Source organism: Litorivivens lipolytica (assembly GCF_014191715.1).
GTDB classification, from domain to species: Bacteria; Pseudomonadota; Gammaproteobacteria; order Pseudomonadales; family Spongiibacteraceae; genus Litorivivens; species Litorivivens lipolytica.
In genome coordinates this window covers 146,747-173,233 of sequence record NZ_JACHWY010000001.1, presented here as the reverse complement: position 1 = coordinate 173,233, position 26,487 = coordinate 146,747, and the positions used below count along the sequence as shown (strand labels likewise).

Genomic DNA, 26,487 nt, shown 5'->3' with positions numbered 1-26,487 from the left:
TAGCCCCTATGACATCCTCTCTTTTCAGTGTTGGCATTGGTGTCGGCACCCACAATAGCAAAGGCGACTGGCTGGAAGTATTCTACCCCCAGCCACTGGTTAACCCCTCTGCCGAAGTCACCGGAATTCTGGTTGACGCACTGGCCTTTACCGGCGGCAACCACGCCATCAACCTTGATCCGGCGCGAATGACTGCCCTGTCTGAAGCCCTGAAAGGTGTTGACGACGCCCTGTCAGCCACCTGTGCCAAGCTGGCCAGCAGCAAACAACCGCTGGTTGCTACGGTTCTGAGCACCGATGAAGCCCCCAGCTCTGTGCCCGAGGTTTATCTGAAACTGCACCTGCTGTCGCATCGTCTGGCCAAACCTCACACTCTTAAACTGGATGGCATGTTTGGCGTTCTGCCCAATGTCGCCTGGACCAATCAGGGCGCCGTTGCGATTGATGAATTAGCTGACAGGCAGCTTGAGGCGCGCCTGAACGGCGAATTACTGGAAGTGATGTCTGTAGATAAGTTCCCGAAAATGGCTAACTACGTGGTACCCGCCGGCGTTCGCGTCGCTCACACGGCGCGCGTGCGTCTGGGCGCCTACCTTGGCGAAGGTACCACTATCATGCACGAGGGCTTTGTGAACTTTAATGCGGGCACCGAAGGTCCAGGCATGGTCGAAGGTCGCATCTCTGCGGGCGTGGTACTGGGTTCCGGCTCTGACCTCGGCGGCGGTGCTTCTACTATGGGAACCCTGTCCGGTGGCAATAACGTCATCATCTCTGTCGGCAAAGAGTGCCTGATCGGCGCCAATGCCGGCGTGGGTATTCCGTTAGGTGATCGCTGCACCATCGAAGCAGGTCTGTATGTCACCGCTGGCTCACTGGTCACTATGCTGGATGACAAAGGTCAGGTGGTTAACACCGTGAAAGCTCGCGATCTGGCCGGCCAATCGGACCTCCTATTCCGTCGCAATTCCAAGTCCGGTGCGATTGAAGTGCTGACCAACAAATCAGCGATTGAGCTGAATGAGGCTCTGCACGCGCACAACTAAGCACTTCGAGCAAAAGCGGGCTCCAATAAAAAAGCCCCGACCTTGCGGTCGGGGCTTTTTGTTTTCAATCGAAAAAGTAAAACTTAGTTCTTCGCGTCCAGCGCCTGATAGTAATCCATCAGAATCTTTGCCACTTCCGGACGAGAAAACTCGGGCGGCGGCGCAATGCCCTGCCCCAGCATTTCACGGACTTTGGTGCCAGACAGCAGTACAAAGTCTTCTTTGTCGTGATCCGGCGCATCGCGCATCATCACGACCTTGTTGAGCTTCTTCGAGTACGCGGTGTGATCCGCCTTGAAGATCTCGATACCCAGTGCGCCAGCAGGTACCTTCTCATCAAAGATAGTCTGCGCATCGAAAGCACCGTAGTAATCACCTACACCGGCGTGGTCACGACCGACAATCAGGTGAGTACAGCCACAGTTCTGACGGAATACCGCGTGCAGTACTGCTTCACGGGGGCCAGCGTACAGCATGTCGAAACCGTAACCGGTCACCATCGCGCTGTTCGGCGGGAAGTACACTTCAACCATCTTGCGAATGGCTGCATCGCGCACGTCAGCAGGAATATCGCCGGCCTTCAGTTTGCCCAGCAGCATGTGAATCAGTACACCATCAGCATTGAGCTGTTCACGCGCCATGTGGCACAGCTCTTCGTGCGCACGGTGCATGGGGTTACGGGTCTGGAAGGCCACAACCGTTTCCCAGCCGCGCTCTGCGATTTCATTGCGAATTTCAACCGCAGTGCGGAAGGTATCGGGGAAATCTGTCTGGAAGTAAGAAAAGTTCAGCACTTCGATCGGACCAGACAGCAGCGTGTTACCCAGGCTGCGGAAGGTTTTTACACCGGGGTGTTCAGGATCGAGGGTACCGAAGATCTGCTCGGCCATGCCGTCGATCTGCTCGGCGCTCACGCTTTCAACCGCTTCAACGTCCATCACAGCCAGAATCGGGTGACCTTCAACGTTGGGGTCGCGCAGCGCGATGCGGCTGCCAGCTTCAATGCCTTCGGCAGATTCAGTCAGGTTAACCACCGGTACCGGCCAGAACAGGCCATCGGCAGTCTGCATGTTTTCGGCAACGCTCAGCGCGTCAGCCAGATTCATGTAGCCATTGAGGGGCGTGAAGTAACCAGCACCCAGCATAACGGCGTTGGCCGCCGCCGCCGAGTTCAGCAGCAGTGACGGCAGAGACTCGGCCTCTTTTTGCAGGGCGTGGTGTTTTTCGTTGTCGTAAACGAACAGCGGATTCAGTTCGTCAGCGCCATGGGGTTTGATCATGAATAACTCCGTTTAAGTTTCGGTGTTTAGTCTATCAATGTAAGTCGACGGCTCAGATAATGCCGCGCTTGCTCATTTCTTCGAGCAGCACTTCCACTTCTTTTTCCAGGCTCATTTCGTGGCTGTTCAGAACCACTTCCGGCTTCTCGGGCGCCTCGTAGGGGTCGTCGATACCGGTGAAGTTTTTGATCTCGCCGGCGCGGGCTTTCTTGTACAAGCCTTTGGGGTCACGCTCTTCGGCGACAGACAGCGGCACGTCAACAAAGATTTCCAGGAAATCCATGTCGCTCTGATCGTGCAGTTCACGCACCAGATCACGGTCAGCGCGGTAGGGGCTGACGAAGCTCGACAGCACAATCACGCCAGTATCGACAAACAACTTGGAGATTTCACCGATGCGGCGAATGTTCTCGGCGCGATCCTCGGCAGAAAAGCCCAGATTCTTATTGATACCCAGACGGACGTTGTCGCCGTCCAGACGGTAACAAAGGTGGCCTTTCTCGATCAGCGCCTTCTCCAGCGCAACCGCTACCGTGCTCTTGCCAGAACCGGACAATCCGGTAAACCATAGGGTCGCGCCCTTCTGCTTCAGCAATTTCTGCCGGTCGTCACGACTCACTTCGCCGTCGTGCCAATGCACGTTGGTTGCTTTTTGCTCTGCCATTTTGCTCTCCGGGAGAATTTCAGGACCGGCAGGTAGCCGGCTTTTTGGGAAAACCGGCATGATACGGATCACCTGGCCATTAGTAAAACGGGTTATTACAATAGTAACTATCGATTTTATAGTTAGTTAAAGTCGTCATTGCGAGCGAAGCGAAGCAATCTCGAGATGCTGGCGCCACACTTGAAAGTGTTGCTTCGCTTTGAGCGCAATGACAGCTTATTTTCTGAGGCACTCGATCATGAATTTCACCCTCCGCCAGATCGGCATCTTCCTCGCCGTCGCCCGCCACGAAAACGTCTCGCGCGCCGCGCAGGAGCTGAATCTGTCCCAGTCTGCCGCCAGCGCAGCCCTGCAGACGCTGGAGCAGAATTACGGCATGACCCTGTTCGAGCGCCACGGCAACCGCCTGACGCTCAATTCTATCGGCTCCAGCCTGCGCAAGGAGGCGGAAACCCTTTACGCCCACTGCCAGCAGTTTGACCAGATACTGCGTCAGCACGGTGACCTCGGCCACTTGAAGGTCGGTGCCAGTTTTACCATCGGTAACTATCTGGTGGTGCGCTATCTAGCGGACTACCTCGCCCACTACCCGGATGCCGACGTGGATTTCGCCACCTCCAACACACCCGATATCGTCAATCAAGTGCTGAACTACGAAGTGGATGTCGGAATGATTGAGCGCGAGGTTCACCATCAGGACCTGGAACTGATTCCGTGGATGGAAGACGAGTTGATCGTATTCTGCGCCGCCGACCACCCTCTGGCCGACAAAGGCACCCTAAGCAGCCGTGATATTCGCAACGCCCGCTGGATTCTGCGTGAACCCAACTCCGGCGCCCGCCATACCTTCGACCATGCGATGGCCGAACTGCTGCCGGAGCTGAATATCGTGCGGGAGTTTCATCACAACGAGGCCATCAAAAGCGCCGTAGAATCAGGGCTGGGCATAGGCTGTCTATCGCAGGTGGTGGTGCAGAATGATTTCCGCACCGGCAATCTGGTACCACTCAAGCTGGCCCGCCGTGACATGCGGCGCAGGTTTTATTTCGCCCTGCCCCGCAAGCGCCACCCGAAGGCGGCGGTTAACTACTGGATCGAGCTCTGCCGCAGTAGCCAGCTCAGCGAGTAAATGCCAACTCAGCGGTGTGACAGCTCGAAATCGCTTATACGCCCCTTCTTGTATAGGGTTTTCGCGGTTTCCTTGTCGAAGCACTGGGTTTCATCATCACCTTCATAACCACAGATAAAAGAATCCCAGTTGGGGCTGTCCGCAGTACCAGAGTAGGAAACCGAACCCGCACGCGGCACCACTGGGTTGATCTCCACATAACCAAACGCCTCGCGGTTCTGGATCTTTAGCCACAGTGACAGGCTCGATGGCAAACAATCCTTCGCGCCACCAGCCGGTGCCTGCCACTTGTAGTCGCCTTTCACCAAAGGCTCACCCAAAAAATGGGTAACGTCGTAGGCTACGGTCAGTGAAGCAACCTCACAACTACCAACTTTCAGGTTGCGCTTGGTGAGAGTGCCTTTGCAATCGCAGTCAGCCTTGTCCACAACATGCATACGCCCCTGACGGATGCGCCCTGTTTGTGGTTTTGGCCGCATGGCAGCCGCTGCTCGCTCGGCTGCAATACGTTTGCGCTCGGCGATTTGACGCTCGCGCTCTTCCTCCGCCAAACGATCACGCTCAGCGGCTTCTCGTGCAAGTTGCGCCCGGCGCTCCTGTTCAGCACGCTGGCGCGCCTCAGCCAACCTGCGCTGCTCATTCGCTCGAGCCTGCGCTACTTCCTGCTGACGCTGCTGATATGCCTGCTGCTGCGCGCGATACTCAGCCTGTCGCTGTGCCATTTCACGGCGCTGGGCTTGCTGTTTACGCTTCTGCTCAGCGTTGTAGGCCTGAACCTGACGCTGAATCTCGCGATTCTGTTTCTCAAGCTCCAAGCGCGTTTCTGCCAGACGTCGAAGCGAGGGGTCTTGAATCTGATAGGTTCCATCCATCACTGACTGATGCATATTGGCCAAGCGCTTACCCTTGCCATCATCTACCCAGATATCCTTGGCAGCTGCACTCATTACATCGAGCGAATTTTCCATTGGAATGTCGGCACCCGCCGCAATCGCGCCGATGGCCGCAGTTGCGAAAATTTTGCCGAACAACTCCCCCGAATTGTCCTTCTTGTAGTTGTTCGCACGACCGCCATATTGCTGGAGATAGGCGGTGGTTTTCTGGAAGCCCTTGGCCATCGCGATGGTCGAGGGCTGTGTCACCGTCTTTATCCTGAAGGTTTGGATTTGCCCCAGCTTCCAGCAACAACTGAACGATCTCGTAGTAGCCCCCGTTTGCAGCCATATGTACCGCGTAGTAGCCGTTGTTGCGAGAATTAACGTCCGCTCCGACAGCAATCAGCATTTCAACGATGGGTTTGGTTTCTACCTCAGACTTCGCAGCAAAATAAATGGCCGTGTACCCTTCTTTACTACGCTTGTTTACGTCAGCCCCCGCAGCAATCAGTTTCCTTGCAATATCAATCTGACCTTTATCTGAGGCAGCATGAAGCGGAGTCCATCCATTGGCACCATTAACCGTGTTGACATCAACACCTGAAGCCAGAAGATAGTCAAAGGCCTCGTCGTGCCCCTTGAAAGCCGCTTGATAAACAGGGGTATATCCTTTGGCTGACCCGATAGAAGCATCGGCCCCTGCCGCCAGTAAAACCTTCAATGCCGCCAATCGGTTATACTGTACTGCGTAAAAAAGAGCCGTCCATTTCTCCTTTCCGTTACGAGCATCCACATCTGCCCCATAGGAAAGCAATATCTCTGTGCGCTCAGTCGTATCCTCTTCAACACCCGTAGAAATATAGAGCGGATACATCCCATTGCCCTTCGGCATATTCGGGTCGGCCCCGGCAAGCAACAAGGTTTCGATTAACGATGGCTCAGCCGGGTTTGAAACCGCGAGCGTCAGAATCGTGTGTTCATTATCGGAACTTACCCCATTAGGATCCGCGCCGGCGCTCAACAACATATCTACAATGACTTGCTGTTGCTGCTCCATAAATTCGCGGGTACGAGGCACACCGGGAGCGTCGCGGTTTACCATGCGAGGGTACAGTGCTTCGGCGGCCTCCCAGCCTCTCAGCTCAACTGCATAGTAGAGAGCGGTGTATTGTTTTTTGGTTGTTTCGCGCTTAATTGAGACATCTGCTCCACGTGCCAGCAGCAGCCGAACCATGTCACTGTATTTGCTCTGGGCCGCGATCATTAGTGGCGTCGCATCCCCGGTCAATTCGTTGACATCCGCGCCTGCGTCAATAAGCAATCGCGCGACATCCGGCCGATCGTCACCCACCGCAATTTTTAGCGGTGAAAAACCGTAGATGTCTGCCACATTGGGGTCAGCACCAGCGCTGATCAGCAAACTCGTTAATTGCGCATTATTCTGACTGGCACGCACCGCTGCCATTAGCGGCCGATTTCCCAACTCACCTACGACGGCATTGGGGTCAGCGCCCGCATCCAGCAACTTTTGCGAAAGATAGGAATCACCCTGACTCACTGCCTGGTAAAGAGCCGTTATGCCAAAACCATCGGGCTCGTCGACATCATTGCCCTCGGCAAGATAGGTATCAATAAAGGCGTCGTTTCGATCGATGACAGCTTGCGTAAAGGCCGAGTGGCCCGCGCAGCCATAAAGAAAGATCAGGAGGAGAACCATCATCCCTGATCGCAATGCGTTGAATCCCATAATCACATCCCCAATGAAACGCATATGGGATTTTAAGGTCCTGCATTACGCATTGAAACACTGAAAACATTGAATTAGGCAAAAAGTGATTTTCTAGATGTTTTGCGTTACGGCTCTCTAACTCATTGCGAGCAGACTGGCCGCCACGCTCCAAAACACCACCCAAAGTGGTGACAGTCGCCAGCGGAACAGCAAGATAAAACCCACCAGCACAATAGCCAAATCGATGAGACGGGCAATACCCGACGTGATAATAGGCGTATACAGCGCCGCCGCTAACAGTCCGACCACTGCCGCATTCACTCCACCAACAGCGCGGCTCATCACGGTATGACGGGATAAGGAACTCCAGAACGGCAATATCCCAGCCACTAACAAAAATCCGGGCAGAAACATGAACAACAAGGCGATACCTGCACTCGACATCGACGACAACGGCGTCGAGATCACAGAACCCAGATACGCCGCAAAGGAAAACATCGGCCCCGGAATCGCCTGCGCCGCACCGTAACCCGCCAAAAATTTTTCAGGGCTCAGCCATCCCTGCCCCACCGTTGAGTTTTCGAGCAAGGGCAACACCACATGGCCGCCTCCAAAAACCAAAGCACCCGCCCGGTAAAAGGCCTCCGCTACCGTAACGGCATTCGCCTCCTGCTGACTCGCTGCCCCCAGAGACAGCGCAACAAAAATCGCAAAAAATACAGCGATTAATGCCCCGCCCAATCGGTGACCATAAGGCACGTTTATTTCAGGGCGATCACTCGCGGGCAAATCCTTCAATATAATTGTCCCAACCAGCCCCGCGACCAACACCACCCCCAGCTGCATCAGAGAGGACGCCGCCGCAATCATCACCAGCGCGGATACCAACGCCAAAAGCCGCCGGCGCCAGTCCGGGCAGAGTTTACCTCCCATGCCGATCAAGGCATCCGCCACCACGGCACAGGCCACCAGCTTCAGGCCGTGTATAACCGCTTCGCCAGCGGTGGACGACAGCAGAGGCAAGGCCACCGCAAAGGCAACCAGCACGATCGCGGATGGCAGAGTAAAACCTATAAACGCGCCTAAAGCCCCAAGCCAACCCGCGCGCTGCAGACCAATACAAAATCCCAACTGACTGCTCGCCGGCCCCGGCAGAAACTGGCAGACCGCCAACAAATGAGCAAACTGATGATCCGACAGCCAGCGGCGACGCTCGACAAACTCGGTTCTGAAGAAGCCGATATGAGCGGTAGGACCTCCAAAAGAGGTAAGGCCCAATTTTAGAAACACGAGGAAAACAGTGATTGGATTAGAAGACGCTGTTTTATGCATATCTAAACTCTAGAAGCCCATACCCCAAACAGATTGCTTCGATGCTCTCGCAATGACGGGCGCCATCTACTTGACTCACACCTGCGTATTAAACACACGTGCAAAACACAGGTGAACCATGAAAATCGTCATTGTTGGCGGCTCTGGCGGCATTGGCCTCGCCATCGTCAAACAGGCTCTACAGTATTATCCAGAGGCCTATATCATCGCTACCTGGCGCACACGCCAACCGGATTTTACCCATCAGCGCCTGCGCTGGCATCCACTGGATGCGGCTAATGAAAAAGCCGTCGCCGAGATGGCGGAACAGTTGGGCTCCGTCACGATCCTGATCAACGCCATTGGTCTGCTCCATACGCCTGACCATCGCCCAGAAAAGACCATTCGCGAATTCGACCCTGTATTTTTTCAAGAGAATATGGCCGCCAACACCTTGCCCAGCATACTACTGGCAAAATATTTCATGAAATCGCTGCGTAGCGATAATCCTAGCTGGTTTATTTCGCTCTCGGCCCGAGTGGGGAGCATCAGCGACAACCACCTTGGTGGCTGGCTCAGCTATCGGGCCAGCAAGGCCGCGCTGAATATGGCGGTAAAAACAATCGCCATTGAATGGAAGGTGAAGCTGCCTAATTGTTGTGTACTGCTGTTTCATCCCGGCACTACGGATTCCGCGCTTTCACAGCCCTTTCACCGGAATCTGCCAGAAGGTCAACTGCACTCACCCAATTACACGGCCGAAACGTTGATGGAAACAATTAAGGAGTCGCGTCCGGAAGATAGCGGGCGCTTTGTCAGCTTTGACGGCAACGATGTCGATTGGTGATCACAAACACACCTCAGGTCTCTATCGTTAGCGGTTAATGGCAACTCGCATCAGACTTACAAATCCGCCAGTTCCGCTATGATCAACTCAGCGATCTGCTGTAGTTTGTCAGTATCCTCAAACGTCACCCCATGCCCTTTCAGCCCTGATAAGGGGCCCGGCAGCACATGAAAATGAAAGTGCCCTACTGTCTGCCCTGCAGAACGGCCATTGTGCTGAAAGATGGTCGAGCCGGTAACGCCCATAGCACGCTCTACCGCCTTGCCGACCTTCTGAACAGTGAGCATACACGCCTGCGCCGCCTCGACTGACAGATCATAAATAGTGACCGCCCGCTCCTTGGGTATTACCAATACATGGCCGTCTGTCTGAGGCATGATATCCATAAACGCCAGCGTCAGATTATCCTCATACACCTTGATACACGGCGCTTCGCCTGCAAGGATTTTGGCGAATATATTATTGGTATCGTAAGTCGAATCCATCGTTTTCACCTGATGTAAGTAGGCACGGCTAGCTTGAACCCAGAAGCTCTTCGTAGGCAGTAACATCGTTAAGATCCACATCCCAAGCCGCTTTACTGCCCATAAAAATATGAGCCGTGGGCTGAACACCGGGATCGTTATCGAGACTACCGGCCGGCACCACCACAGACTGTGAATCTTCGTTCAGAAGTGGCAACGCAGACCCGCACTTTGAACAAAAGCTACGCGCATGCAGCGTATCCGCGAGCTTGAAGGTAGTAACGTACTCTTGCCCCTTTAGCCAACGAAATGCCGCATCGGCCGCGAAAAGATTCGCCCCATGCGCAGAACCGGTATCTTTACGGCAACGGCTGCAATGGCAGAGATAAAAGCCGTTAAAGTCACAATCAACTTGAAAAGCGACTTCGCCGCAGAGGCAGGAACCCTGGTGAGTCATTAGAACACTCCTGATCAAGCTCCGGGCAAGCTGTCGGTCAGAATGCAGCGTGGAACATTATAGCCACGCCGAAGACCCGATGATAAGCAGTGCAGCCAGCGCAATAAGCGATAAGCCAAACATCACTGACCGTGGCAATTGCCAGTTGGCGTAGTAGCAGGTGGCGAACAACAACCTCGCAACCACAAAGGCCCAGGCAGCATAGGCTGTGGAACTTGCCGCGGCGCCGGATAGCATGCAAAAGAACACAGCCAGTATGAATATCGCAACACTCTCATTGGTGTTAGCGACTGTGCGACTAGCCCGAAATAATAGGTTGCTGTGATCAGGCTGGACCGTTGTACCGGGAATATGCTTGGAGCGAATGCCGATTAAATCTGCCACAAGAACTTGGCAGAAGAGTAACACGGCCAAAGCGGCCATGGCCCCGATGGTAGAAGAGTAGCTTTGTACTAAATCCATAACATATGCCTAAAATTATTTGCGACGGGAAAATCTCAGCCGACATCATGGTTAGATTGAGTCACGCATGATCCAGCCTCTTGCTATGCTTTTTAAGGTATTTGAATATGCTTAACCCAAATTGGCGCTAACCAGCCTACCACAAGGCCTGCGATACTCACTGCCAGCACTAATTCGATAGAAAAACCTGCCACACTACCTGCAAGTACGCCGGCACAGAGACCCGATAAGGACTGAACAAGGCGGGGCCTAGAAAATGCCTTTGGCTCAAATTCCGGCGCCGCAACTAGACCGACAAAAGCACCAATGCATGACACTGCCATGAGACGATACCAATCGCCGAAATAAAATATGGCAGATACCAGCGCAAACAGTATTGCAAAAGCTAATGAGAACAACGACGCGATTTTAAGACTACGTAGCGTAATTTCGAAACTCATAAAGCCAAAAGCCGTCGCGGTGCTTGGCCTTGTTATAACTTTGCTCAAAACCAGGCATCATCTTTATGGACATAAACCCCATCGGCGAGATATACATAATCATCTGGGTTAGTAAGCTGATCGTTACCATCTTTTACGTCAATTAAGCGTAAGTGCTTAGCTACTTCTTCAGATGAAACTCTTTGCCAGCGTGTATCATATCCTTCGGACGTTAGCGCTCTATATCCGTATCTCTTTCCTTGTTGCTCGTTAATAATAATAACGATATCCCCAACATCTGGATTTGGACATTCTTGATACATTCTGTCACGCCAAGCTTGCAAGTCTCCTGACTTAGCTCCACTTGGATCAGGAACCCAACTCCCGTCATCTCTTACTATTTTTGTCATTTCCAATTCTCAATTTATTTCACAGGAAGCTCGATGAGTTATAACGCTTAGCTCTGGGGCGTGGCATATTTGGCGGCTTTTTTGCTAGCGAAGCTGTGCAATAAAAGGGGCCAAATATGCCACGTCCCTAGCAGCGTATGGTTATGTGATTGATGCACTTAATAATTGATGCCTTAAAACGAGTCAGACGATCTCAAGCTTCGATTTTTCCAGAGATCTCTATTGTAGGATTCTTGAATCCCATCTTGATCCACGCACCTAGAAGTTTCACATAGAATAACAAGGAGTGCGTCTTCAGATTTTGGACATCGCTTGGAAGTATCGATGCGTCGTCTAGGTCCCCTGTCATGGTCCTTAGCTTTACGACGGGTCTTGAACCATTTTTCCAAAGATGCAAATAAATGCTTAACCAGTGCGCACCTTTTAATTCTAGAAGAACTGGCGTATTGCAACATGACGCAATAACGCGGCGTGTACCTGAACGAGCCGTTAGCCTGAATTCTCTCAAGTACTTTGCACCAGATATGAATCGCACGCAATCTTTGCGATATTCAGCGCAGCCGGTTGCTCCATACGAAGTAAGAATATTCTTAGCGCCTGGCAAACTGGCCAATCTACTTGCCGCCTCGCGACAGCTATTACATAAGCACTCAGAAACTAAGATTGGGCGCCCCTGAAGTTCAATAGCTACCTGGCCACAATCGCATGCAACCAAACTGGTTTGTTCTAATTTTTGTTCTGACGGCATCTAACCCTCTCCAGCACATAACGCCCACGACAGGGGCAGACAAAGTGGAGCGGCTTTTTGTGCAAAAATGAGCGGAGCGATTGCACAAAAAGGTGCGGAGCTTTGACTGTCCCGCCGCGCTTTTCAGCGGCATACTGCTCGTGCTTGTTAGCCATTTGGTGTTTGTAGAAGCCAGCCAATAACATCATCATAATCCTTGAGCGACATGTGCCATTTTGTTGTGTTTTGGCTCTCTACGAATTTTTTGGCATCGCTTGTAAAATAGGACGTAGTTGCAATGACGGACTTATTTGCACTTTCCTGCATTTGGACGCCGTACAAGGCTCTAGCAATTTCTACTGTAACTGGATTGGTTTTGGCGTACCTCTTGCATTCGATGATGTACTTCACGGGTATGCCTAAGTCGTGCTTCAACGCAATTATATCTCGCCCCCCATCTCGGGTTTTCTTGGTCAACTCTACAGAAAAACCGTGCCGACTAAAAACATGCGCAATTAATTCTTCGAATTCACGAGGTGATATTTTGTGTATAAGATCGGGAGATGAAGATAAGCTAGCAAGAAGTGATGCCACACCTGACTCTAGGTTGGTGATTATCTTCTTGCTTTCTGGTAGATAAATTTTACTCGTTTCATCAAACGAATATATTTCTTCTTCGAAAGCGAAATCTATATCCTTAAAACCTTCAACTAACTCTCCTCCGCTTACATAATTTTCGCTGTAATTTAGTGCGCCGACTGGATATTCCCAAGCGCTGTGACGGACAAGAAGGACATTACCGCAATTAGGGCACTCACACTCCAGCTCCCCTTCATATTCGACTTCAGGACCCATTCCACGTTCCTCTGAGCTGACTGCATCCATGTAAATGTCAGATCCATCTATATCTAGATCGTGCTCACACTTCTCACACCGGACTATAGCAATTCCACTTAAATTCAATGCCACCTCCTATGGCTAACGCCTGAGCTCAGCGGCATTTGAGGCGACGCCTGATTTTGCGGCAGCAAAAGCAGGTGGCGGGTCAAATGTCCGCTGCAGCGATTTGTTAGGCATCACTACCGTCGAGGCAACGGCTTAAGAATGGCCTGACCGTAGCAGCAAACTCTGCAGGCTTCTCCAACTCGGAAAAATGGCCGCAATCTGGAAATTCAATGACCTCACCGTTGACCAAGTGTGCGCGGGTACACTCCGACGGTGTCTCCAAATGAGATCGATCCTGTCGCCCCCAAATGATCAAACCCGGAATTTCGAGGCCGGCATCCTTTGTCCCGGCAGACCAAGATTGCAGCATGGTCGCTAAAGGGTAGCCGCCACCATCCTCCAAAGATTGGGTCGTCACATCAATTATTGAACTCGGATCGAAAATCTTGGCCGTGGCGTATTTCAGCCAAAACTTTACCGTCTTCTTTGCGTTGAGCTTTAGCAGCATCTGACCGAATAATGGGACTCGAAGTAGACCTTTCGGGTCCATTCGTTCTACCCAGGCCAGCATCCCCTCCTTGTCCGGAGCTTGCATCAGAACGACACCCGCGACAGGAAGATTCCCCCGCGACGCGATTTCAGTTGCCACAAAGCCGCATATGCAGGGGCCGAATAGAACGACGGATTTCAGCTCCAAGCTGGCAAGTGCAGTCTCAACAATTTCGACGGCACCGGTGAACGATAGTTGCCGACCAGATGAGGCTCGTGAGAATCCAAACCCAGGCACCTCAGCAACAATCACCCTGAAATCGGGGCTAAATGCACTAATCAGACCGTCATATGCCTCAACGGTAATTGGCGGGTCACAGAGGAACACCAACGAATTTCCAGTGCCTCCAGTATCTCTCAGTCGTACGGATGCTGACCCGACTGAAATGATCGAAGTTTGCTCATGCTCCGGAATCTCAGACGGAATCCGCCAGAGTTGTAGGTCAAGTTTCGCTCCCAATGCCTTCATGATCCACCGCAACTTGATGTGATGCCTAACGCCGCCAACACGCGCGTATTTTTTTGTGTAGCCGTAGGCGCAACGAAAAATACGTCGCGGTGCTTGGCCTTGTTAAAGGTTTTTTACTATATGCCAAATACTTAACCCCATCACAGAAAAACAAACTACAAACGCAATTGCTCTGTCTAAACTATCATTATCGCTATTCAGGCCCGGAATTCGTGCGTACCCAAGCCTAGTCTCATACCCGAACTGGACTCGATAAAGCATTCTGAAACCCCACAGCACGCCCCAAAAATACCATAGCATTCTATTTTCTACGGCCAACTCTACTATTCGGAAGTATTGCATAAGAGCTGCACATAGAACTAATACGCAAAGAGGAAGGAAGACCTTATCGAAACTGTCAAAAAACGCTCTCAACGCCACGAAATAACCTTTAACGCCTGGCGCAACGGCGCCAAAATAAGCGCAGCGTTTTTGGCGTCCGGCACCCGGAGGGTGCGTATTGCCGCCACTTGTTAGGTGCGCGCTGCATTAATGACCCAACGGATTATAAGCCAACCTACCGCAAGCCAGACTACGACAACAAACACAGCGGCGGAGTAGCTGACTGGCCGGCTTGCGGTTTGTTGGGCCTGAGCACGCGCCGATGCCAGAACGGCTGGCGGAGTAAGACGCACGACCGCAGCCAAACCAAGAGGGATAATCACAATGTCGTCGAGGTAGCCGATAACAGGAATGAAATCCGGGATCAGGTCAATGGGACTGAGCGCGTAAGCCGCGACGAGCACAGCCAAGACACGCACGAAGAATGGCGTGCGTGGATCACGAGCTGCGAAATAGACCGTTAGTGTATGCTGCTTCAGTTGCTGAGCTCGAGCTTTCAGGGTAGAGAGATTCATAGCACCTAACGCCCGCATTTGCGGCTGGTTTGGAGCGCAGCGGAAAACCAGTCCGACAACATGCGCTTGTTAAGTGCTTTACTCGGATTTGGCAACATGTTTCTTTTTCTCATTGCGCACCATCCGACCCTCTTTCATTAAAATACCCAGAATGCTGTAGCTTAAGTAATCTTTAGAGCCGCCACCATAATCAGACTGAAGCCCAAGATATTTGGCGGCATCTGAGTTTTTAATACCTGACGGATTAGCCTTAGCAAGCTCCATTATTGCTGATTTTATAAAATCCAATCCCATCTGTGCCTTTTCGTAGCACCCCTCTGGAATATTGACTTTAACTTTTTTTGAAATGTTTTCTGGGTTTGGCCTAACTCGATTTGTAAGCAAACCACCTTGAGAACGAATGCCAAATGCCGAGATTAACTCTGCTTCAATTTTTAAAGCTTGTTCTTCGGTAAGGTTATCTGAAATCACCGTATGCAAAACTTTGAGCCCCGCATCGTGAATTTCTTGAATTACTCCACTCTTCTCTGAATCAGATACTTCGTTCAGATGCTCCCAAGCACGATTTCCGGTGCCCTTTCCGATATAGAACGGCTTGGCTGGTTTTTGCCTCGGGTCTTTAAGCGCATAAACATAAAACGGATTCTGAGCCATAACTCTCCTTAGCACTTAACGCCTGGCGCAACGGCGCCAAAATAAGCGCAGCGTTTTTGGCGTCCGGCACCCGCAGGGTGCGTATTGCCGCCACTTGTTATGAGTTTTCATAGCTTATGAAATGCCTTTAAGAACGACTTTTTAGTGTGGAGGAACTTTTGATGCCCCTCCGCGTTGAGGCGCCGCTGATTTTGAGTAAATGCGGGCATGATATAGCCCCAATTCGCATTCCGCGCGAAAACGACCACAACATCAACGCTACTATCTCGCCAGCGATTCTCAAGCTTGTGGTCCTCTCCGGCAGCTTCTACGGTTTTGACCTGTATCCTGTGGTAATTTGGGCCATCTGAAATGAGAATATCTGTCTGGTGACCATTATCCAAAATTGGAACAAACACCTGCCATCCATCTTGCATTAGCCAGCTCACTACCAAGCTTTCGAATGAGGAGTTCTTGAGAACTTGATGAGTTCCTTCCTTGGTTGCCGTCATTCTACGCGGCATATATGCATCCTCTGCGATTACTCATAACGCCTTGCTTTGGGGCCGAAGTGAAGCGCAGCGCAACGGAGGTCCCAGCCGCGTAGCGGCGACAACAGCACCTGGTTAGAAGTTATCTCAGCCACGTTTCACCAACTCTATAACTTCGCCAACTAAGCTCTCTTGATCATAGTGAACCAAGCCCCCGAAGTCAGTATCAATCATTACCCCTGAAATAAGATAGCTCCATTGCTCTCTTGGGTATTCTATTGAATATTCACCAGCATCTATATCGGCCACCACAACTCCATGGTACTTCTTTCCAATAAGAACCTGATCTCCAACCTTTGCTTGATTACCATCTGTATATTTCATGGCAACTTCTAACGCCGTAAGCAGGCGCGTGAGAACCAGAGCGAAGCGGCGGTTCTCATGTCGCTCTGCCTTACCTTGTTAATGGCATGACGGCACATTTTCACTACAACTCCTTTTGCACAAATCTGCGCTACAAAGTGACGCTTGCGGTGCCCAAGTGAGCCATGCAAGCCAGTTGCTCAGGCGGAACCTTAGGCGGTGGCCCACCCCAGAAACTGCAGGACTTCAATTTACCACCGAACCCAAACAGGAAGGAACCAACTACCGCAGCGGGCTGGCGGTTAAGAACCCACACCTAGCCCTAATCTTGCTCACAGTTTCCGAAGCGCACGGATTTTACCCAAACCGAAGTGCCGCACGCGAATTACGCGAAAACCATCATGCCCATTAACGCCGCGCGCAAGGGCGGTTTACTCGGAGCGAAGCGGAGAGTAAAGCGTCCCAGCCCGGCGGCCTTTTGCCGGGCGATTGACGCGCCTTGTTATGGCTTTTACTAAACAATTGAGCCACCGCTTTTTGCTAAGTGAGTTTTTATAGAAGCCCAGCATCTGAAGTAAAAAAATAGGCCAAATAAAAGCCAATATCCTATTAACACCGCGCCTGCCATTCCGCCGTTGGTTTGGGAAAAGGGCAGAAGAATCCCGGAGCCAAACACAAATACAGAAAAGCCAACCAGCGTGATCTTGCTGCTGACGCCGACATGGCGTAGCGAGACCTGCGCTAATACAGACAGGAATAAAGCCAATATTACGTAGGCCGCGAGGTTTCCCATACTAAGCAGACCTGGTGCTGTTGCCAAAAAGCCAAAGAAACCAACGCTATATCCTTTGCCAGCCCTAATATTCGTTTCGTCCATGTCATAACCTATCAGGAGCCATAACGCCGCCAACACGCGCGTATTTTTTGTGTAGCCGCAGGCGCAACGAAAAATACGTCGCGGTGCTTGGCCTTGTTAGATGTTTTAATTAGCTGCCGCATAATCTTCAACCGACTGCCACGCTATACATTGCCCAAACTCATTATCTTGTTCGCAATACTTCCACTCCGCACCGAATTTCATTGCCGGTGCAATACTTTCTAAGATTTTAGAGCCGCGCACCGATTTAAGTACCAATATTGCGGGGGAATACTCCGTGTAAGCCGGTGCACCTTGATAGTGATAGAAACCATAAAAGTGCTGTTCTGATGCAAAAGATGGACGACTCACGTATTTCAAAACACGGTAGTTAAGCTCATAGACGGCGCTCATACATACCTCTTCAAATCCCCGCACTTCCCTTTCCTGAAAATCGCTACATGCTCTCGGACTTTTATGGACCGCAACAGGCTCACCAATAAAAACCACTCGCTGATTCGCACATCCTGAAAGCGCTACCATTACAACAGCTATTACCAGGCTAAACTTGTGCATACATCTAACGCTCGGCTCTGCGGCTGGTAAAAGTGGAGGCGAAGCCGGAGCTTTTACCAGTCCGACAGCAGCCGCTTGTTAGCTCTTTTGCTTTAGTGCTTATATGTATCAATATCAACAAATGCACCAATTTCACCCAAAAACTCTACTGTTTCAACTTCGAAACCTATTGCAGGAGTTGAATGCTCTTCATTCATGGAAAACCATAAAACCACTTCAAATCTTGGCAAGACGTTGAATCGGTCCTTTGCCTGAAGAATAAGCTCCTTCTTGGCCTTTAGTTTGTTGACTATCTCTGTGGACATTTCAAATACATCGATGTATTCGTTAACAATATTTTCAGTTGAAAGCTCCCATGAATTCATTTTCGGAATTTTGCCGGGAACCTTTGAGCCTTTACGTCTAATTGATGTTGGTTCAATCCCCAGAAATATGGTCATTTCATCTGGATCAAAATCATCACCATCTAGAGAGAAGTAAACTCTTCCTTCATTGGTATCCACCCGATACTCCTAGAGAGCTAACGCCGTGTTTTGGGGCGCCGGAGCGTCAGCGAAGGCGTCCCAGCAGCGCGGGCTCTTTCGCGCTGCGACAACAACACTTTGTTAGGCTTATTGCACATATAAGGCAACCCTATCTCCTGAGATGCCGTTTAATATGACTTTTTCTCCTTTCGCAAGAGCAAGATAAATATCTCTTTCTTGCCTCTCTTCTGAAATTATGGGGACTCCACTAGCGACGCTGGACGTTGTTTTATTTCCAGACCTAGAAAGAGAGGACTCCAATGATTTAGAGCGACCCATCTCGGAGGAGAATGTACCTACAAGAGTTAAAAGCCCTGGTTCCGACTTAACAACTTTATATTTAATAGAGGATTTTACTACCGCATGCTTACATTCAGACTTTTGCGCATTACAAAACACAGCATAAGAAAGAGGAAAATCGACACGATAATTGGAATTGGCAGGGCTTTCCTTTGCCTGAATATTTGTTGTAAAGACTGCTTGATCGCCTGAGCGAAAAATATCATTCCTTGACCCAAAATATTCAAGAGTGACTGTGTTTTCTATTTCATGCGGCTGACGAACTTGCTCATTAGTACTGCAAGCAGACATAAAAAATACAGATACAACTAAAATCAACAATCTCATTATTTACTCCGATAGTTAAGAATGCCTAACGCCGCCAACACGCGCGTATTTTTTGTGGAGCCTCAGGCGGAACGAAAAATACGTCGCGGTGCTTGGCCTTGTTAGGCATTTTAATCTTCGGGGATTAACTGCGCGTCAATGAATCCGTCGGTCATATGCTCTGCAACGAGAGCATGACATTTGGGGCAATATGCTTGTTCTTTATCTTTGCCCCCGGGAACCCCCATTGGGCGCTCAACAATCCGGACTTTAGCGCCGCATTTTTCACAGGAAGTTTCGTAGTTCCACCCCATAGCTATGCTCCTAATAATTATTTACACACGTTAGCCGGAGAATGCCTCGTTGCAATTCTTACACAATGCCTGAACTTTACTGTCTCGATCTACTGAAGCCGAGAACTCTCCTTCAATACGATCAACGGTTCTGTCTAATCGTTTCATGAACGGATAGTCGTTTTCTGATACATGAAATATCCCTTTTTGGTGACATTTTGGGCATTCCACTCCATATGAATATCTATCCCGAGCAGCCATAACGATCTCCAGATGTTTTGATGCCTAACGCCGCCAACACGCGCGTATTTTTTGTGGAGCCGCAGGCGCAACGAAAAATACGTCGCGGTGATTGGCCTTGTTATGTGTTTTTCTTTGCAGAACCATGACCAGTATGATCCGTTAACGGCTCTTCATCAGAATGAATGATCTCTCCGCTTTCCTTATCTATTATTTTCTCTCGATAGATGTCATTTTCTTTATCAATCAAGCGTTCGAGAATACTCATTCTTCCCGTGGATACCGTTAAAGAATGCTCCCGCCTGTACTCAAGTCTTCGCTTTTTCTTGCTGGGTAGTGAATCGTTTTTCCCCACGACCCGCACAGAGTCCATTTGAGCAGCGACGCCGAAAGAAAACCCCACATCCAACTTTCCCTTAGTACCACCACAGAGCGGACAAAATATTGCGCCATTTTCTTCTGGCTGCAAGTCGCTGGTTTCGCCGCATTCAGAGCAATGAAATTGACAGTGATCCATAGTCACATCCGCAACACATAACAGCTAAATAGATGGCAAGGAGGGGCGATATAACGGGACTTCGTGCGAACTATCCCGATGGAATTGAGGCTTTGCAACACGCTATCTCCCTGACGCTATTTTATTTTTCTTTTTATTGGATTCTACCGCGATGGAGAAATAGTGCAATTGTCTTGCCATCCGTTCTAGTCTCGTGCAATCTATGACCAACTGTTCATCCATACAGCAAAAGGGAATTTGCGATGGCCTCAGCTTTTCTGGAATCAGTCCGTCAGCATATGCGTGCTCGGAACTACGCAAAGCGCACAGAGCAGACTTACCTATATTGGATCGTCTATTACATCCGTTTCCACAAAATGGAGCACCCCAAGAATCTGGACGAGACAGCGATTGTCCAGTTTCTTGAGTATCTGGCTGTTCAACGCAATGTCACCCCCTCAACACAGAAAACGGCTCTGAACGCCTTGATGTATTTGTACAAGCGGGTACTAGAACGAGAAAACCTGCAGATTCCCGACTTTTCCAGAGCTCGGAAAGAGCGAAAGCTGCCTGTGGTACTTTCCCGCGCAGAAGTTAGTAATTTACTGCGGCAGCTGGAGCACCCTCATCGACTCTGTGCAGAGTTAATGTATGGCTCAGGTTTACGCCTGATGGAGGTTTGTCGGCTGCGGATTAAGGATATCGACCTAGAGCGGCTTTCTATCACGGTGCGAGAGGCCAAGGGTGGCAAACAGCGAGTTACAACGCTAGCCGACAGCTGTGTAGCATCGCTTAAGCATCAGATCGCGCAGGCTCGATTATTCTGGGAGCAGGACAAAGCGGCCGAAGATTGGGATGGGGTTTATCTGCCCTTTGCTTTGGAGCGCAAATACCCTAGCGCGCCATACGAATTTGGGTGGCAGTATCTATTTCCAATGTCAAAACGCAGTATTGATCCGCGTTCATTTAAGGTGCGGCGACACCATATGCATGAGAAAGGTTTGCAGCGAGCCGTAAAGCGCGGCGTTCAATTGGCTGGCATTCAAAAGCCTGCGAGCTGTCATTCGCTGCGACACAGTTTCGCTACCCATCTGCTTGAGCGCGGAGCCGATATTCGAACTGTGCAGGAGCAATTGGGCCACAGTGATGTGCGCACCACAGAAATTTATACCCATGTTCTCAATCGCGGCGGTCGTGCGGTACTGAGCCCATTAAGTGATCTTACGGTATTCGATTAAAGCCATCGGCTCAGAATAAAAAAGCCCGCTGAGCGGGCTTATTCAAGGTGGTGCTAGGGGTTATGCAATTGCAGGTTTATGACAACCAATGCCCCAAACGGGTTTTGCCCCACAGGAAGTTGATAAATTTCTTCATGCCTTCCACGTTCTTCGCGGTATAGGGATAACCGCTCTGCAGTTTGCCTTTGCCCTTATCCAACAGAATGGGCTGGGCGAAACAGTAACCGCGAATGCCGGTGACGCTGTTCACCTGCCCTACCCCACTGTGCTTGCGGCCGCCGAAGGGGGCTGCAGGTACACCGTAGGTCATGGCCATGTCGTTCACGCTCACACCGCCGGTATCGATACGGCGGGCCAGGTTAAAGCCTTTATCGAGGTCAGCGGTCCAAACGTTGCCGTTCAAACCAAACTCGCTGTCATTCGCTAGACGGAGGGCTTCGTTTTCATCCCGCACTTTCTGGATGCAGATAATCGGGCCGAAGGTTTCGTCGCGCATGATGGTCATGTCGTGTGTCACGTCGGTAATGACTGTAGGCAGGTAGTACAGCCCTTTCTGCTCGCTATTGCGGCTACCACCAACCAGTATCTTGGCGCCTTTGGCTTTGGCGTCTTCCACGTGGCTTTCGATGATGGTCATCTGCTTGTCCCAGAAAACGGCACCTACATCTTCGTCGCCTCCATGCTCTGCGCCTTGTTTCAGAGCCTTAGCTTTTTCAACCACGAGAGAAACAAACTGGTCATAGACGCTTTCCACGACGTAAATACGCTCAGTACCGCAACAGTAGTGACCGGTGTTCATGCAGGAGCCGACCAGAGCGCCATCGGCAGCCCGGTCCAGATTGGCATCCGCGCAAACGATCATGGCGTCTTTACCGCCCAGTTCCAGCGTTACAGGAATCAGTTGACGGGCGCAGGATTCGGCCACCTTGCGGCCGGTATTCACGCTACCGGTGAAGGAGATTTTGTCGACCCCGGCTTCAACCAGATCAGCCCCGGTCTGACCGTCACCCATCAGCACTTGCAGCACGCCATCGGGCAGACCCGCTTCGCGGTAGATATCTTCAAGGATTTTGGTGGAATACGGCGTGACTTCTGAGCCTTTGAGCACCACCGCATTGCCTGCCATCAGCGCCTGCACGGCCGGGTTGGCGGCGAGAACGAAGGGGCCATTCCAGGGCACAATCACGCCCACAACGCCCAGCGGCTTGTAGACGATCTTCATTTTCTTGGCGAGGCCGACAATACCCGGTACTTTCCGCTTTTCGGTGGCCAGGAATTTTTTGGCGTGCTTGGCATAGTAAGTCATTGCGTCAACCACGGAGAAAATCTCCATCGCCAGTGCATCGGCGGGCGCCTTGCCGGTTTCCTTGATGACGGTATCAATGATTTCATCCTGACGTTGCAAAATGACCTGCACCGCTTTTTGGATGATTTTGGCGCGGGCAGCAAAGGGCATTTCACCCCAAGCGGTCTGGGCCTTGCGAGCCTTGGCCACCGCTTCTTTTACGTCATCAGTACTGGCACAAACCAGCTCACCAATGGGTTCCATGGTGACCGGGCTGGTCAACTGGTATACCCGGCGTGCTTCTCCGGCTTTCTCAATGGGTTGATAGATAGACATTACGCCCTCCCTTCCTGTCAGCAACTAATAGTTATTAGCCTTCGAGTATACGCCTACTCGCTGCCTGAAAAATGTCCGAAATGTTAGAATTGGGCCCTGTCGTTGCTCGACTACATGAGGACGAGTGCCTATATCGAGTTGACTTGGGCTGTGGTCAACTCCTGCCATAACAAGATCAGCCCCGAAGTTACATGGAATGTTCACAATGCCCCGATTTATCGCCCTCATACCCGCTTTAAGCCTGACGCTTTGGCTCGCGGCCTGCAATTCCACTGGTGGCTCTGATCCTGTTGCCCCGCTGGAGCCGATTCCGCTGGCCAGTGGGCCAACTGAGCCCTGCACCGACTGCTCAGCCAGTGAGGAGCGCGAATCGCCCACGCCGGCGCCCGATGAGGGTATTCGCGCGCTATGGGTCTGGGGTTCTCAAGTGGTGCTGAACACGGAGCGGCAGGATGCGCTGTTCGCCTTCGCTAAAGAGAAGTCACTGAATAGCTTGTATCTCGAGGCCTCAGAAGCCCTGCGTTATGAGCAGGCCGCGCTGGCGGCGTTTTTCCAGCGGGCGGAACAACAGGCAATTGCGGTAGAACTCCTGTTTGGCCAGCCTGATTGGGCGCTGCCGGACAATCACCACCATGTAATGAGCTGGATTGATCGGGTGGCGGATTTTGCCGAGCGCTACCCGGAACTCACTATTGCCGCCATTCATCTGGATGTGGAGCCCTACCTGCTGCCGGAATGGGACAGCGAACGCCAGACCTTGGCGAGTAGCTTTGTGAAGTTGCTGAGCGACGCCCGCGCCCGGGCCAATGGTTATGGCTATGACCTGTGGGCGGATATTCCGGTGTGGTATGACGAGCACGGCATCTTTTATGAAGGCCGCGCACGCCCCCTGCATGAACTGGTGGTGGATGCCACTGACGGCATTGTCCTGATGGACTACCGGGATGAAACCCAACGCATTATCAACGACGCCCGCAATGAACTGAGTTATGCGTCAAGCCAGAACCGGCCGATGGTGGTGGGCGTGGAAACACTCTGCATTGAGCCCACCTGGATTACCTTCTGCGAGGAAGGCAGTCAGCAGATGGAAGCCACATTGGTGGAGGTGGATGCCGCCTTGCGCGAATACCGTGCCTACAGCGGCACGGCCATTCACCACTTTGATTCCTACCTGACGCTGCAGCGCTAAGCTCAGTCAGCTAGGGATTTAGACACGACCTCGAACACATCCCGCGACAGCTTGGGTTCAGCGGCAATGCGCTCAAGTTCCGCTTTCATCAAGGCCTGTTGCTCCGGCAGGTATTTGCGCCACTTGGACAGCGGCCCCAAAAGGCGTGAGGCAATCTGCGGGTTGAGGGTATTCAACTCGATCACCCGATCCGCCAAAAAGCGATAACCGGCGCCATCGGTCTGATGGAAGTTCACCGCGTTCTGGCCACAGAAAGCACCGATCACCGCGCGCACCTTGTTCGGGTTGCGAATTTCAAAGGCCGGGTGGTTAAGCAATTCCTGCACGCGCTTGAGGGTGCCGGGCAAATGACTGGTGGCTTGAATCTGGAACCACTGGTTAATCACCAGCGGCTCATGCTGCCAATCCTGATAGAACTTCTGCAAGGCGAGCGCTTTTTGCGGCTCGTGCTCGCTGTTCACCAGCGCCACCAGCGCGGCAATGCGATCGGTCATGTTGTCTGAGGTATCGAGCTGCTCCATGCACACCTGCAGACTGTGCTCGTCGTTCAACAGCATCAGGTATTGCAGACACAGGTTTTTCAGGCTGCGCTGGGCGATCTGCTCTGCGCTGGGTTGGTAGTCGCCCTGACGGCGACTCAAGGTGCGATAGGTGTTCGTAAACTCTTCTTTAAGGGCAGTCGCCAGTTCCAAACGCGCTTGCATCCGAGCTGCGTGAATCGACAGCACATCAACCGGCTGCATCACTTCGGCCATGTAGGCCTCGGTTGGCAAGGTCAGCATCAACGCGACCATGGCCAGATCAAGACTGTCGTCATTCAACAGGTTGCGTCCAGCGGTAATCAGCCGCTCATCCAGTGCGCGCACTTCGTTGTTCTGGTGCGCAGCCACCAATTCTTTCAACGCCAGCACACCTAACTGCTGGGCAGCTTCCCAGCGGTTAAAGCCGTCATCGTCGTGCTGCATCAAGAACAGCAGTTCATCACGCGAGTAATCGAACTGCAGTTTTACCGGGGCAGAAAATCCGCGCAGCAAGCTCGGCACGGGTTTTTCGGGCACATTTTCAAACACAAACTGTTGCTCGGCCTGTTTCAGGTGGAGCACTGTGTGGGTGTTGTCGGCGGTATCCGGGTTGGGTGCTTCGCCTTTGAGCTCCAGGCGCAAAGCACCGGCATCGCCCAACAGGCCCATCGCAATGGGGATATGAAAGGGTTCTTTCTGCGGCTGGCCGGGGGTTTTCGGGCAGCTTTGCTTAAAGGTCAAGGTGTAGGTGTTGGCCTCGGCATCGTACTCGCCACGCGCGTCAACCTGCGGCGTACCGGCCTGTGAATACCACAAGCGGAATTGGCCCAGATCCATACCGCTGGCGTCTTCCATGGCTTTCACAAAGTCTTCGCAGGTAACGGCTTGACCGTCGAAACGATCAAAGTAGAGATCGCTGCCCTTGCGGAACAGTTCCGGCCCCAACAGGGTGTGGATCATCCGCACCACTTCCGCACCTTTTTCATAAATGGTGACGGTATAGAAGTTGGAGATTTCCATGTAGGAATCCGGGCGCACCGGGTGGGCCATTGGGCCCGCATCTTCGGCAAACTGGGCAGTGCGCAACAGGCCGACGTCTTCAACCCGTTTGACCACGCGCGATCCCATATCCGCGGAAAACTCGGCATCGCGGAACACAGTAAAGCCTTCTTTCAAACTGAGCTGGAACCAGTCGCGGCAAGTCACGCGGTTACCCGACCAGTTATGAAAATACTCGTGGGCGACCACCCCTTCCACGCGCTGAAAACCTGCGTCGGTGGTTGTTCCCGGGCTAGCCAGTACACAGGAGGTATTGAAGATATTGAGGCTCTTGTTTTCCATCGCCCCCATATTGAAATCATCGACCGCAACGATATTGAAAATATCCAGATCGTATTCGCGGCCATAGACCTCTTCGTCCCAGGTCATGGCGTTTTTCAGGGAGAGCATCGCGTGATCACACTTGTCGAGGTCTTTCTCCTCAACATAAATATGCAAATCCACCTTGCGACCATTCATGGTAGTAAAGGTATCGCTGACCCGCTCCAAGTCACCCGCAACTAAAGCGAACAGGTAGGCAGGTTTTTTGTGGGGGTCTTCCCACACGGCCCGGTGGCGACCGCCTTCCAGGGTTTCGGTGCTGACCAGATTGCCGTTGGACAGCAGCACCGGACAGCGCTTGCTGTCGGCATCAACGGTAACGGTGTACACCGACATGACATCCGGGCGATCTAGAAAGTAGGTGATCTTGCGAAACCCTTCGGCCTCGCACTGGGTGCAGTACATGGTGCTGGATTTGTAGAGGCCTTCCAGCGAAGTATTGTTCTGGGGGTAGATCCGCGTGGTGCAGCGCAGGGTGAAACTGTCCGGTACGGTATGGATGGTCAGGCTTTCACCAGCGCTTTCATAACCGCTCTCAGTCACGGCCTGATCGTCAATCGACAGTGCTTCCAGTTCCAGCTCACAGCCATCCAGTACCAGCGGTGCGCTGGCATTTTTCGCGGCCGGATTGCGCCGCATCGCCAGCGTGGAGTGCACCAGTGTGTGCGAATCAAAAATTTCGAAATGCAGGGCCGTGCGATCAATCAGAAAATCAGGCACCTGATAGTCTTTCAGGTAGATAGTCGTGGCCTGGGCATCGCGCATATCAGTTACTCCGAAACAT

At 51.9% G+C, this 26,487-nt stretch carries 29 protein-coding genes; 5 read left to right on the top strand and 24 right to left on the bottom strand.

Annotated features, from left to right (window positions below; translation table 11 throughout):
* Nucleotides 1-8: 8 nt before the first annotated feature.
* Nucleotides 9-1,043: a 2,3,4,5-tetrahydropyridine-2,6-dicarboxylate N-succinyltransferase gene (gene dapD / locus FHR99_RS00745; RefSeq protein ID WP_183408632.1), complete on the top strand. Its 1,035-nt coding sequence runs from the start codon at nt 9-11 to the stop codon at nt 1,041-1,043.
* 83 nt (nt 1,044-1,126) lie between these two features.
* Here dapD and sat read toward each other — a convergent pair whose 3' ends face one another.
* Nucleotides 1,127-2,323: a sulfate adenylyltransferase gene (gene sat, locus FHR99_RS00740; protein WP_183408631.1), complete on the bottom strand. Its 1,197-nt coding sequence runs from the start codon at nt 2,321-2,323 to the stop codon at nt 1,127-1,129.
* A gap of 52 nt (nt 2,324-2,375) precedes the next feature.
* On the bottom strand, nt 2,376-2,987 hold the full coding sequence (gene cysC / locus FHR99_RS00735; RefSeq protein ID WP_183408630.1) for an adenylyl-sulfate kinase: 612 nt from the start codon (nt 2,985-2,987) through the stop codon (nt 2,376-2,378).
* Between the two features lie 238 nt (nt 2,988-3,225).
* On the opposite strand from cysC, the gene FHR99_RS00730 reads away from it, so the two are divergent.
* Nucleotides 3,226-4,116, top strand: coding sequence for a LysR family transcriptional regulator (locus tag FHR99_RS00730; protein WP_183408629.1), 891 nt, complete (start codon nt 3,226-3,228; stop codon nt 4,114-4,116).
* Between the two features lie 8 nt (nt 4,117-4,124).
* On the opposite strand, the gene FHR99_RS00725 is transcribed toward FHR99_RS00730, so the two are convergent.
* The 3 genes from FHR99_RS00725 to chrA all read right to left on the bottom strand — a co-directional run bounded on the left by FHR99_RS00725 (nt 4,125) and on the right by chrA (nt 8,010).
* Nucleotides 4,125-5,084, bottom strand: coding sequence for a hypothetical protein (locus tag FHR99_RS00725; RefSeq protein ID WP_183408628.1), 960 nt, complete (start codon nt 5,082-5,084; stop codon nt 4,125-4,127).
* Entirely contained in the window at nt 5,029-6,738 is a 1,710-nt protein-coding gene (locus tag FHR99_RS00720; RefSeq protein WP_183408627.1) for an ankyrin repeat domain-containing protein, read from the bottom strand. Before FHR99_RS00720 ends, FHR99_RS00725 begins: the two co-directional genes overlap by 56 nt.
* A 117-nt stretch (nt 6,739-6,855) precedes the next feature.
* Nucleotides 6,856-8,010 (bottom strand): chromate efflux transporter, encoded by a 1,155-nt coding sequence (gene chrA / locus FHR99_RS00715; RefSeq protein WP_343067309.1) that lies wholly within the window; start codon nt 8,008-8,010, stop codon nt 6,856-6,858.
* Nucleotides 8,011-8,170: 160 nt separating this feature from the next.
* Between chrA and FHR99_RS00710 the strand changes: the two genes are divergently transcribed.
* Nucleotides 8,171-8,878 carry an SDR family NAD(P)-dependent oxidoreductase gene (locus FHR99_RS00710; protein ID WP_183408625.1) on the top strand — a complete coding sequence of 236 codons (708 nt, stop codon included), beginning with the start codon at nt 8,171-8,173 and terminating at the stop codon, nt 8,876-8,878.
* A gap of 56 nt (nt 8,879-8,934) precedes the next feature.
* Here FHR99_RS00710 and FHR99_RS00705 read toward each other — a convergent pair whose 3' ends face one another.
* The 17 genes from FHR99_RS00705 to FHR99_RS00630 form a co-directional block, all read right to left on the bottom strand.
* Nucleotides 8,935-9,363, bottom strand: a complete 429-nt coding sequence (locus FHR99_RS00705; RefSeq protein WP_183408624.1) for an HIT family protein — start codon at nt 9,361-9,363, stop codon at nt 8,935-8,937.
* A gap of 28 nt (nt 9,364-9,391) precedes the next feature.
* Entirely contained in the window at nt 9,392-9,799 is a 408-nt protein-coding gene (locus tag FHR99_RS00700) for a GFA family protein (protein ID WP_183408623.1), read from the bottom strand.
* A 57-nt stretch (nt 9,800-9,856) separates the two neighbouring features.
* Complete coding sequence (locus FHR99_RS00695; protein ID WP_183408622.1) at nt 9,857-10,261, bottom strand: MAPEG family protein; 405 nt, start codon at nt 10,259-10,261, stop codon at nt 9,857-9,859.
* A 92-nt stretch (nt 10,262-10,353) separates the two neighbouring features.
* Nucleotides 10,354-10,749, bottom strand: coding sequence for a hypothetical protein (locus FHR99_RS00690; protein WP_183408621.1), 396 nt, complete (start codon nt 10,747-10,749; stop codon nt 10,354-10,356).
* On the bottom strand, nt 10,746-11,090 hold the full coding sequence (locus FHR99_RS00685) for a hypothetical protein (RefSeq protein WP_183408620.1): 345 nt from the start codon (nt 11,088-11,090) through the stop codon (nt 10,746-10,748). The genes FHR99_RS00690 and FHR99_RS00685 overlap by 4 nt, the downstream gene beginning before the upstream one ends.
* 193 nt (nt 11,091-11,283) lie before the next feature.
* Nucleotides 11,284-11,838 carry a GFA family protein gene (locus FHR99_RS16235; protein WP_221200375.1) on the bottom strand — a complete coding sequence of 185 codons (555 nt, stop codon included), beginning with the start codon at nt 11,836-11,838 and terminating at the stop codon, nt 11,284-11,286.
* A gap of 147 nt (nt 11,839-11,985) precedes the next feature.
* Nucleotides 11,986-12,702 (bottom strand): restriction endonuclease, encoded by a 717-nt coding sequence (locus FHR99_RS00680; RefSeq protein WP_183408619.1) that lies wholly within the window; start codon nt 12,700-12,702, stop codon nt 11,986-11,988.
* Between the two features lie 184 nt (nt 12,703-12,886).
* On the bottom strand, nt 12,887-13,780 hold the full coding sequence (locus FHR99_RS00675; protein WP_183408618.1) for an alpha/beta fold hydrolase: 894 nt from the start codon (nt 13,778-13,780) through the stop codon (nt 12,887-12,889).
* A gap of 512 nt (nt 13,781-14,292) precedes the next feature.
* Nucleotides 14,293-14,676 (bottom strand): YkvA family protein, encoded by a 384-nt coding sequence (locus FHR99_RS00670; protein ID WP_183408617.1) that lies wholly within the window; start codon nt 14,674-14,676, stop codon nt 14,293-14,295.
* Nucleotides 14,677-14,754: 78 nt separating this feature from the next.
* Nucleotides 14,755-15,330: a GIY-YIG nuclease family protein gene (locus FHR99_RS00665; RefSeq protein ID WP_183408616.1), complete on the bottom strand. Its 576-nt coding sequence runs from the start codon at nt 15,328-15,330 to the stop codon at nt 14,755-14,757.
* A 107-nt stretch (nt 15,331-15,437) separates the two neighbouring features.
* Nucleotides 15,438-15,833: a hypothetical protein gene (locus FHR99_RS00660; protein WP_183408615.1), complete on the bottom strand. Its 396-nt coding sequence runs from the start codon at nt 15,831-15,833 to the stop codon at nt 15,438-15,440.
* 114 nt (nt 15,834-15,947) lie between these two features.
* A complete protein-coding gene (locus FHR99_RS00655; RefSeq protein ID WP_183408614.1) occupies nt 15,948-16,184 on the bottom strand; it encodes a hypothetical protein in 237 nt (78 codons plus the stop codon).
* Between the two features lie 493 nt (nt 16,185-16,677).
* Entirely contained in the window at nt 16,678-17,040 is a 363-nt protein-coding gene (locus FHR99_RS00650) for a hypothetical protein (RefSeq protein ID WP_183408613.1), read from the bottom strand.
* 105 nt (nt 17,041-17,145) lie between these two features.
* Nucleotides 17,146-17,433, bottom strand: a complete 288-nt coding sequence (locus FHR99_RS00645) for a hypothetical protein (RefSeq protein ID WP_183408612.1) — start codon at nt 17,431-17,433, stop codon at nt 17,146-17,148.
* A gap of 254 nt (nt 17,434-17,687) precedes the next feature.
* Nucleotides 17,688-18,098, bottom strand: a complete 411-nt coding sequence (locus FHR99_RS00640) for a DUF4279 domain-containing protein (RefSeq protein ID WP_183408611.1) — start codon at nt 18,096-18,098, stop codon at nt 17,688-17,690.
* Nucleotides 18,099-18,206: 108 nt separating this feature from the next.
* Nucleotides 18,207-18,746: a hypothetical protein gene (locus tag FHR99_RS00635; protein WP_183408610.1), complete on the bottom strand. Its 540-nt coding sequence runs from the start codon at nt 18,744-18,746 to the stop codon at nt 18,207-18,209.
* Nucleotides 18,747-19,379: 633 nt separating this feature from the next.
* On the bottom strand, nt 19,380-19,775 hold the full coding sequence (locus tag FHR99_RS00630; RefSeq protein ID WP_183408609.1) for a hypothetical protein: 396 nt from the start codon (nt 19,773-19,775) through the stop codon (nt 19,380-19,382).
* Nucleotides 19,776-20,017: 242 nt separating this feature from the next.
* Here FHR99_RS00630 and FHR99_RS00625 point away from each other — a divergent pair, with 242 nt between their 5' ends.
* A complete protein-coding gene (locus tag FHR99_RS00625) occupies nt 20,018-20,992 on the top strand; it encodes an integron integrase (protein WP_183408608.1) in 975 nt (324 codons plus the stop codon).
* A gap of 76 nt (nt 20,993-21,068) precedes the next feature.
* On the opposite strand, the gene FHR99_RS00620 is transcribed toward FHR99_RS00625, so the two are convergent.
* Nucleotides 21,069-22,613 carry an aldehyde dehydrogenase family protein gene (locus FHR99_RS00620; protein ID WP_183408607.1) on the bottom strand — a complete coding sequence of 515 codons (1,545 nt, stop codon included), beginning with the start codon at nt 22,611-22,613 and terminating at the stop codon, nt 21,069-21,071.
* Nucleotides 22,614-22,818: 205 nt separating this feature from the next.
* On the opposite strand from FHR99_RS00620, the gene FHR99_RS00615 reads away from it, so the two are divergent.
* Complete coding sequence (locus tag FHR99_RS00615; RefSeq protein ID WP_183408606.1) at nt 22,819-23,802, top strand: hypothetical protein; 984 nt, start codon at nt 22,819-22,821, stop codon at nt 23,800-23,802.
* Nucleotides 23,803-23,804: 2 nt separating this feature from the next.
* On the opposite strand, the gene pepN is transcribed toward FHR99_RS00615, so the two are convergent.
* Nucleotides 23,805-26,468, bottom strand: a complete 2,664-nt coding sequence (pepN, locus tag FHR99_RS00610; RefSeq protein WP_183408605.1) for an aminopeptidase N — start codon at nt 26,466-26,468, stop codon at nt 23,805-23,807.
* Nucleotides 26,469-26,487 lie beyond the last annotated feature (19 nt).

Coding starts and splice junctions, on each gene's coding strand:
- pepN (WP_183408605.1), bottom strand. CDS start 26,468: ATGCGCGATGCCCAGGCCACGACTATCTACCTGAAAGACTATCAGGTG.
- sat (WP_183408631.1), bottom strand. CDS start 2,323: ATGATCAAACCCCATGGCGCTGACGAACTGAATCCGCTGTTCGTTTAC.
- FHR99_RS00660 (WP_183408615.1), bottom strand. CDS start 15,833: ATGCCGCGTAGAATGACGGCAACCAAGGAAGGAACTCATCAAGTTCTC.
- FHR99_RS00620 (WP_183408607.1), bottom strand. CDS start 22,613: ATGTCTATCTATCAACCCATTGAGAAAGCCGGAGAAGCACGCCGGGTA.
- FHR99_RS00720 (WP_183408627.1), bottom strand. CDS start 6,738: ATGGGATTCAACGCATTGCGATCAGGGATGATGGTTCTCCTCCTGATC.
- FHR99_RS00700 (WP_183408623.1), bottom strand. CDS start 9,799: ATGACTCACCAGGGTTCCTGCCTCTGCGGCGAAGTCGCTTTTCAAGTT.
- FHR99_RS00645 (WP_183408612.1), bottom strand. CDS start 17,433: ATGAGCGCCGTCTATGAGCTTAACTACCGTGTTTTGAAATACGTGAGT.
- FHR99_RS00680 (WP_183408619.1), bottom strand. CDS start 12,702: ATGGATGCAGTCAGCTCAGAGGAACGTGGAATGGGTCCTGAAGTCGAA.
- FHR99_RS00730 (WP_183408629.1), top strand. CDS start 3,226: ATGAATTTCACCCTCCGCCAGATCGGCATCTTCCTCGCCGTCGCCCGC.
- FHR99_RS00650 (WP_183408613.1), bottom strand. CDS start 17,040: ATGGACGAAACGAATATTAGGGCTGGCAAAGGATATAGCGTTGGTTTC.
- FHR99_RS00655 (WP_183408614.1), bottom strand. CDS start 16,184: ATGAAATATACAGATGGTAATCAAGCAAAGGTTGGAGATCAGGTTCTT.
- FHR99_RS00725 (WP_183408628.1), bottom strand. CDS start 5,084: ATGGAAAATTCGCTCGATGTAATGAGTGCAGCTGCCAAGGATATCTGG.
- FHR99_RS00670 (WP_183408617.1), bottom strand. CDS start 14,676: ATGAATCTCTCTACCCTGAAAGCTCGAGCTCAGCAACTGAAGCAGCAT.
- FHR99_RS00705 (WP_183408624.1), bottom strand. CDS start 9,363: ATGGATTCGACTTACGATACCAATAATATATTCGCCAAAATCCTTGCA.
- FHR99_RS00635 (WP_183408610.1), bottom strand. CDS start 18,746: ATGAGATTGTTGATTTTAGTTGTATCTGTATTTTTTATGTCTGCTTGC.
- FHR99_RS00685 (WP_183408620.1), bottom strand. CDS start 11,090: ATGACAAAAATAGTAAGAGATGACGGGAGTTGGGTTCCTGATCCAAGT.
- FHR99_RS00665 (WP_183408616.1), bottom strand. CDS start 15,330: ATGGCTCAGAATCCGTTTTATGTTTATGCGCTTAAAGACCCGAGGCAA.
- FHR99_RS16235 (WP_221200375.1), bottom strand. CDS start 11,838: ATGCCGTCAGAACAAAAATTAGAACAAACCAGTTTGGTTGCATGCGAT.
- FHR99_RS00625 (WP_183408608.1), top strand. CDS start 20,018: ATGGCCTCAGCTTTTCTGGAATCAGTCCGTCAGCATATGCGTGCTCGG.
- FHR99_RS00630 (WP_183408609.1), bottom strand. CDS start 19,775: ATGGATCACTGTCAATTTCATTGCTCTGAATGCGGCGAAACCAGCGAC.
- cysC (WP_183408630.1), bottom strand. CDS start 2,987: ATGGCAGAGCAAAAAGCAACCAACGTGCATTGGCACGACGGCGAAGTG.
- FHR99_RS00710 (WP_183408625.1), top strand. CDS start 8,171: ATGAAAATCGTCATTGTTGGCGGCTCTGGCGGCATTGGCCTCGCCATC.
- FHR99_RS00695 (WP_183408622.1), bottom strand. CDS start 10,261: ATGGATTTAGTACAAAGCTACTCTTCTACCATCGGGGCCATGGCCGCT.
- FHR99_RS00615 (WP_183408606.1), top strand. CDS start 22,819: ATGCCCCGATTTATCGCCCTCATACCCGCTTTAAGCCTGACGCTTTGG.
- dapD (WP_183408632.1), top strand. CDS start 9: ATGACATCCTCTCTTTTCAGTGTTGGCATTGGTGTCGGCACCCACAAT.
- FHR99_RS00675 (WP_183408618.1), bottom strand. CDS start 13,780: ATGAAGGCATTGGGAGCGAAACTTGACCTACAACTCTGGCGGATTCCG.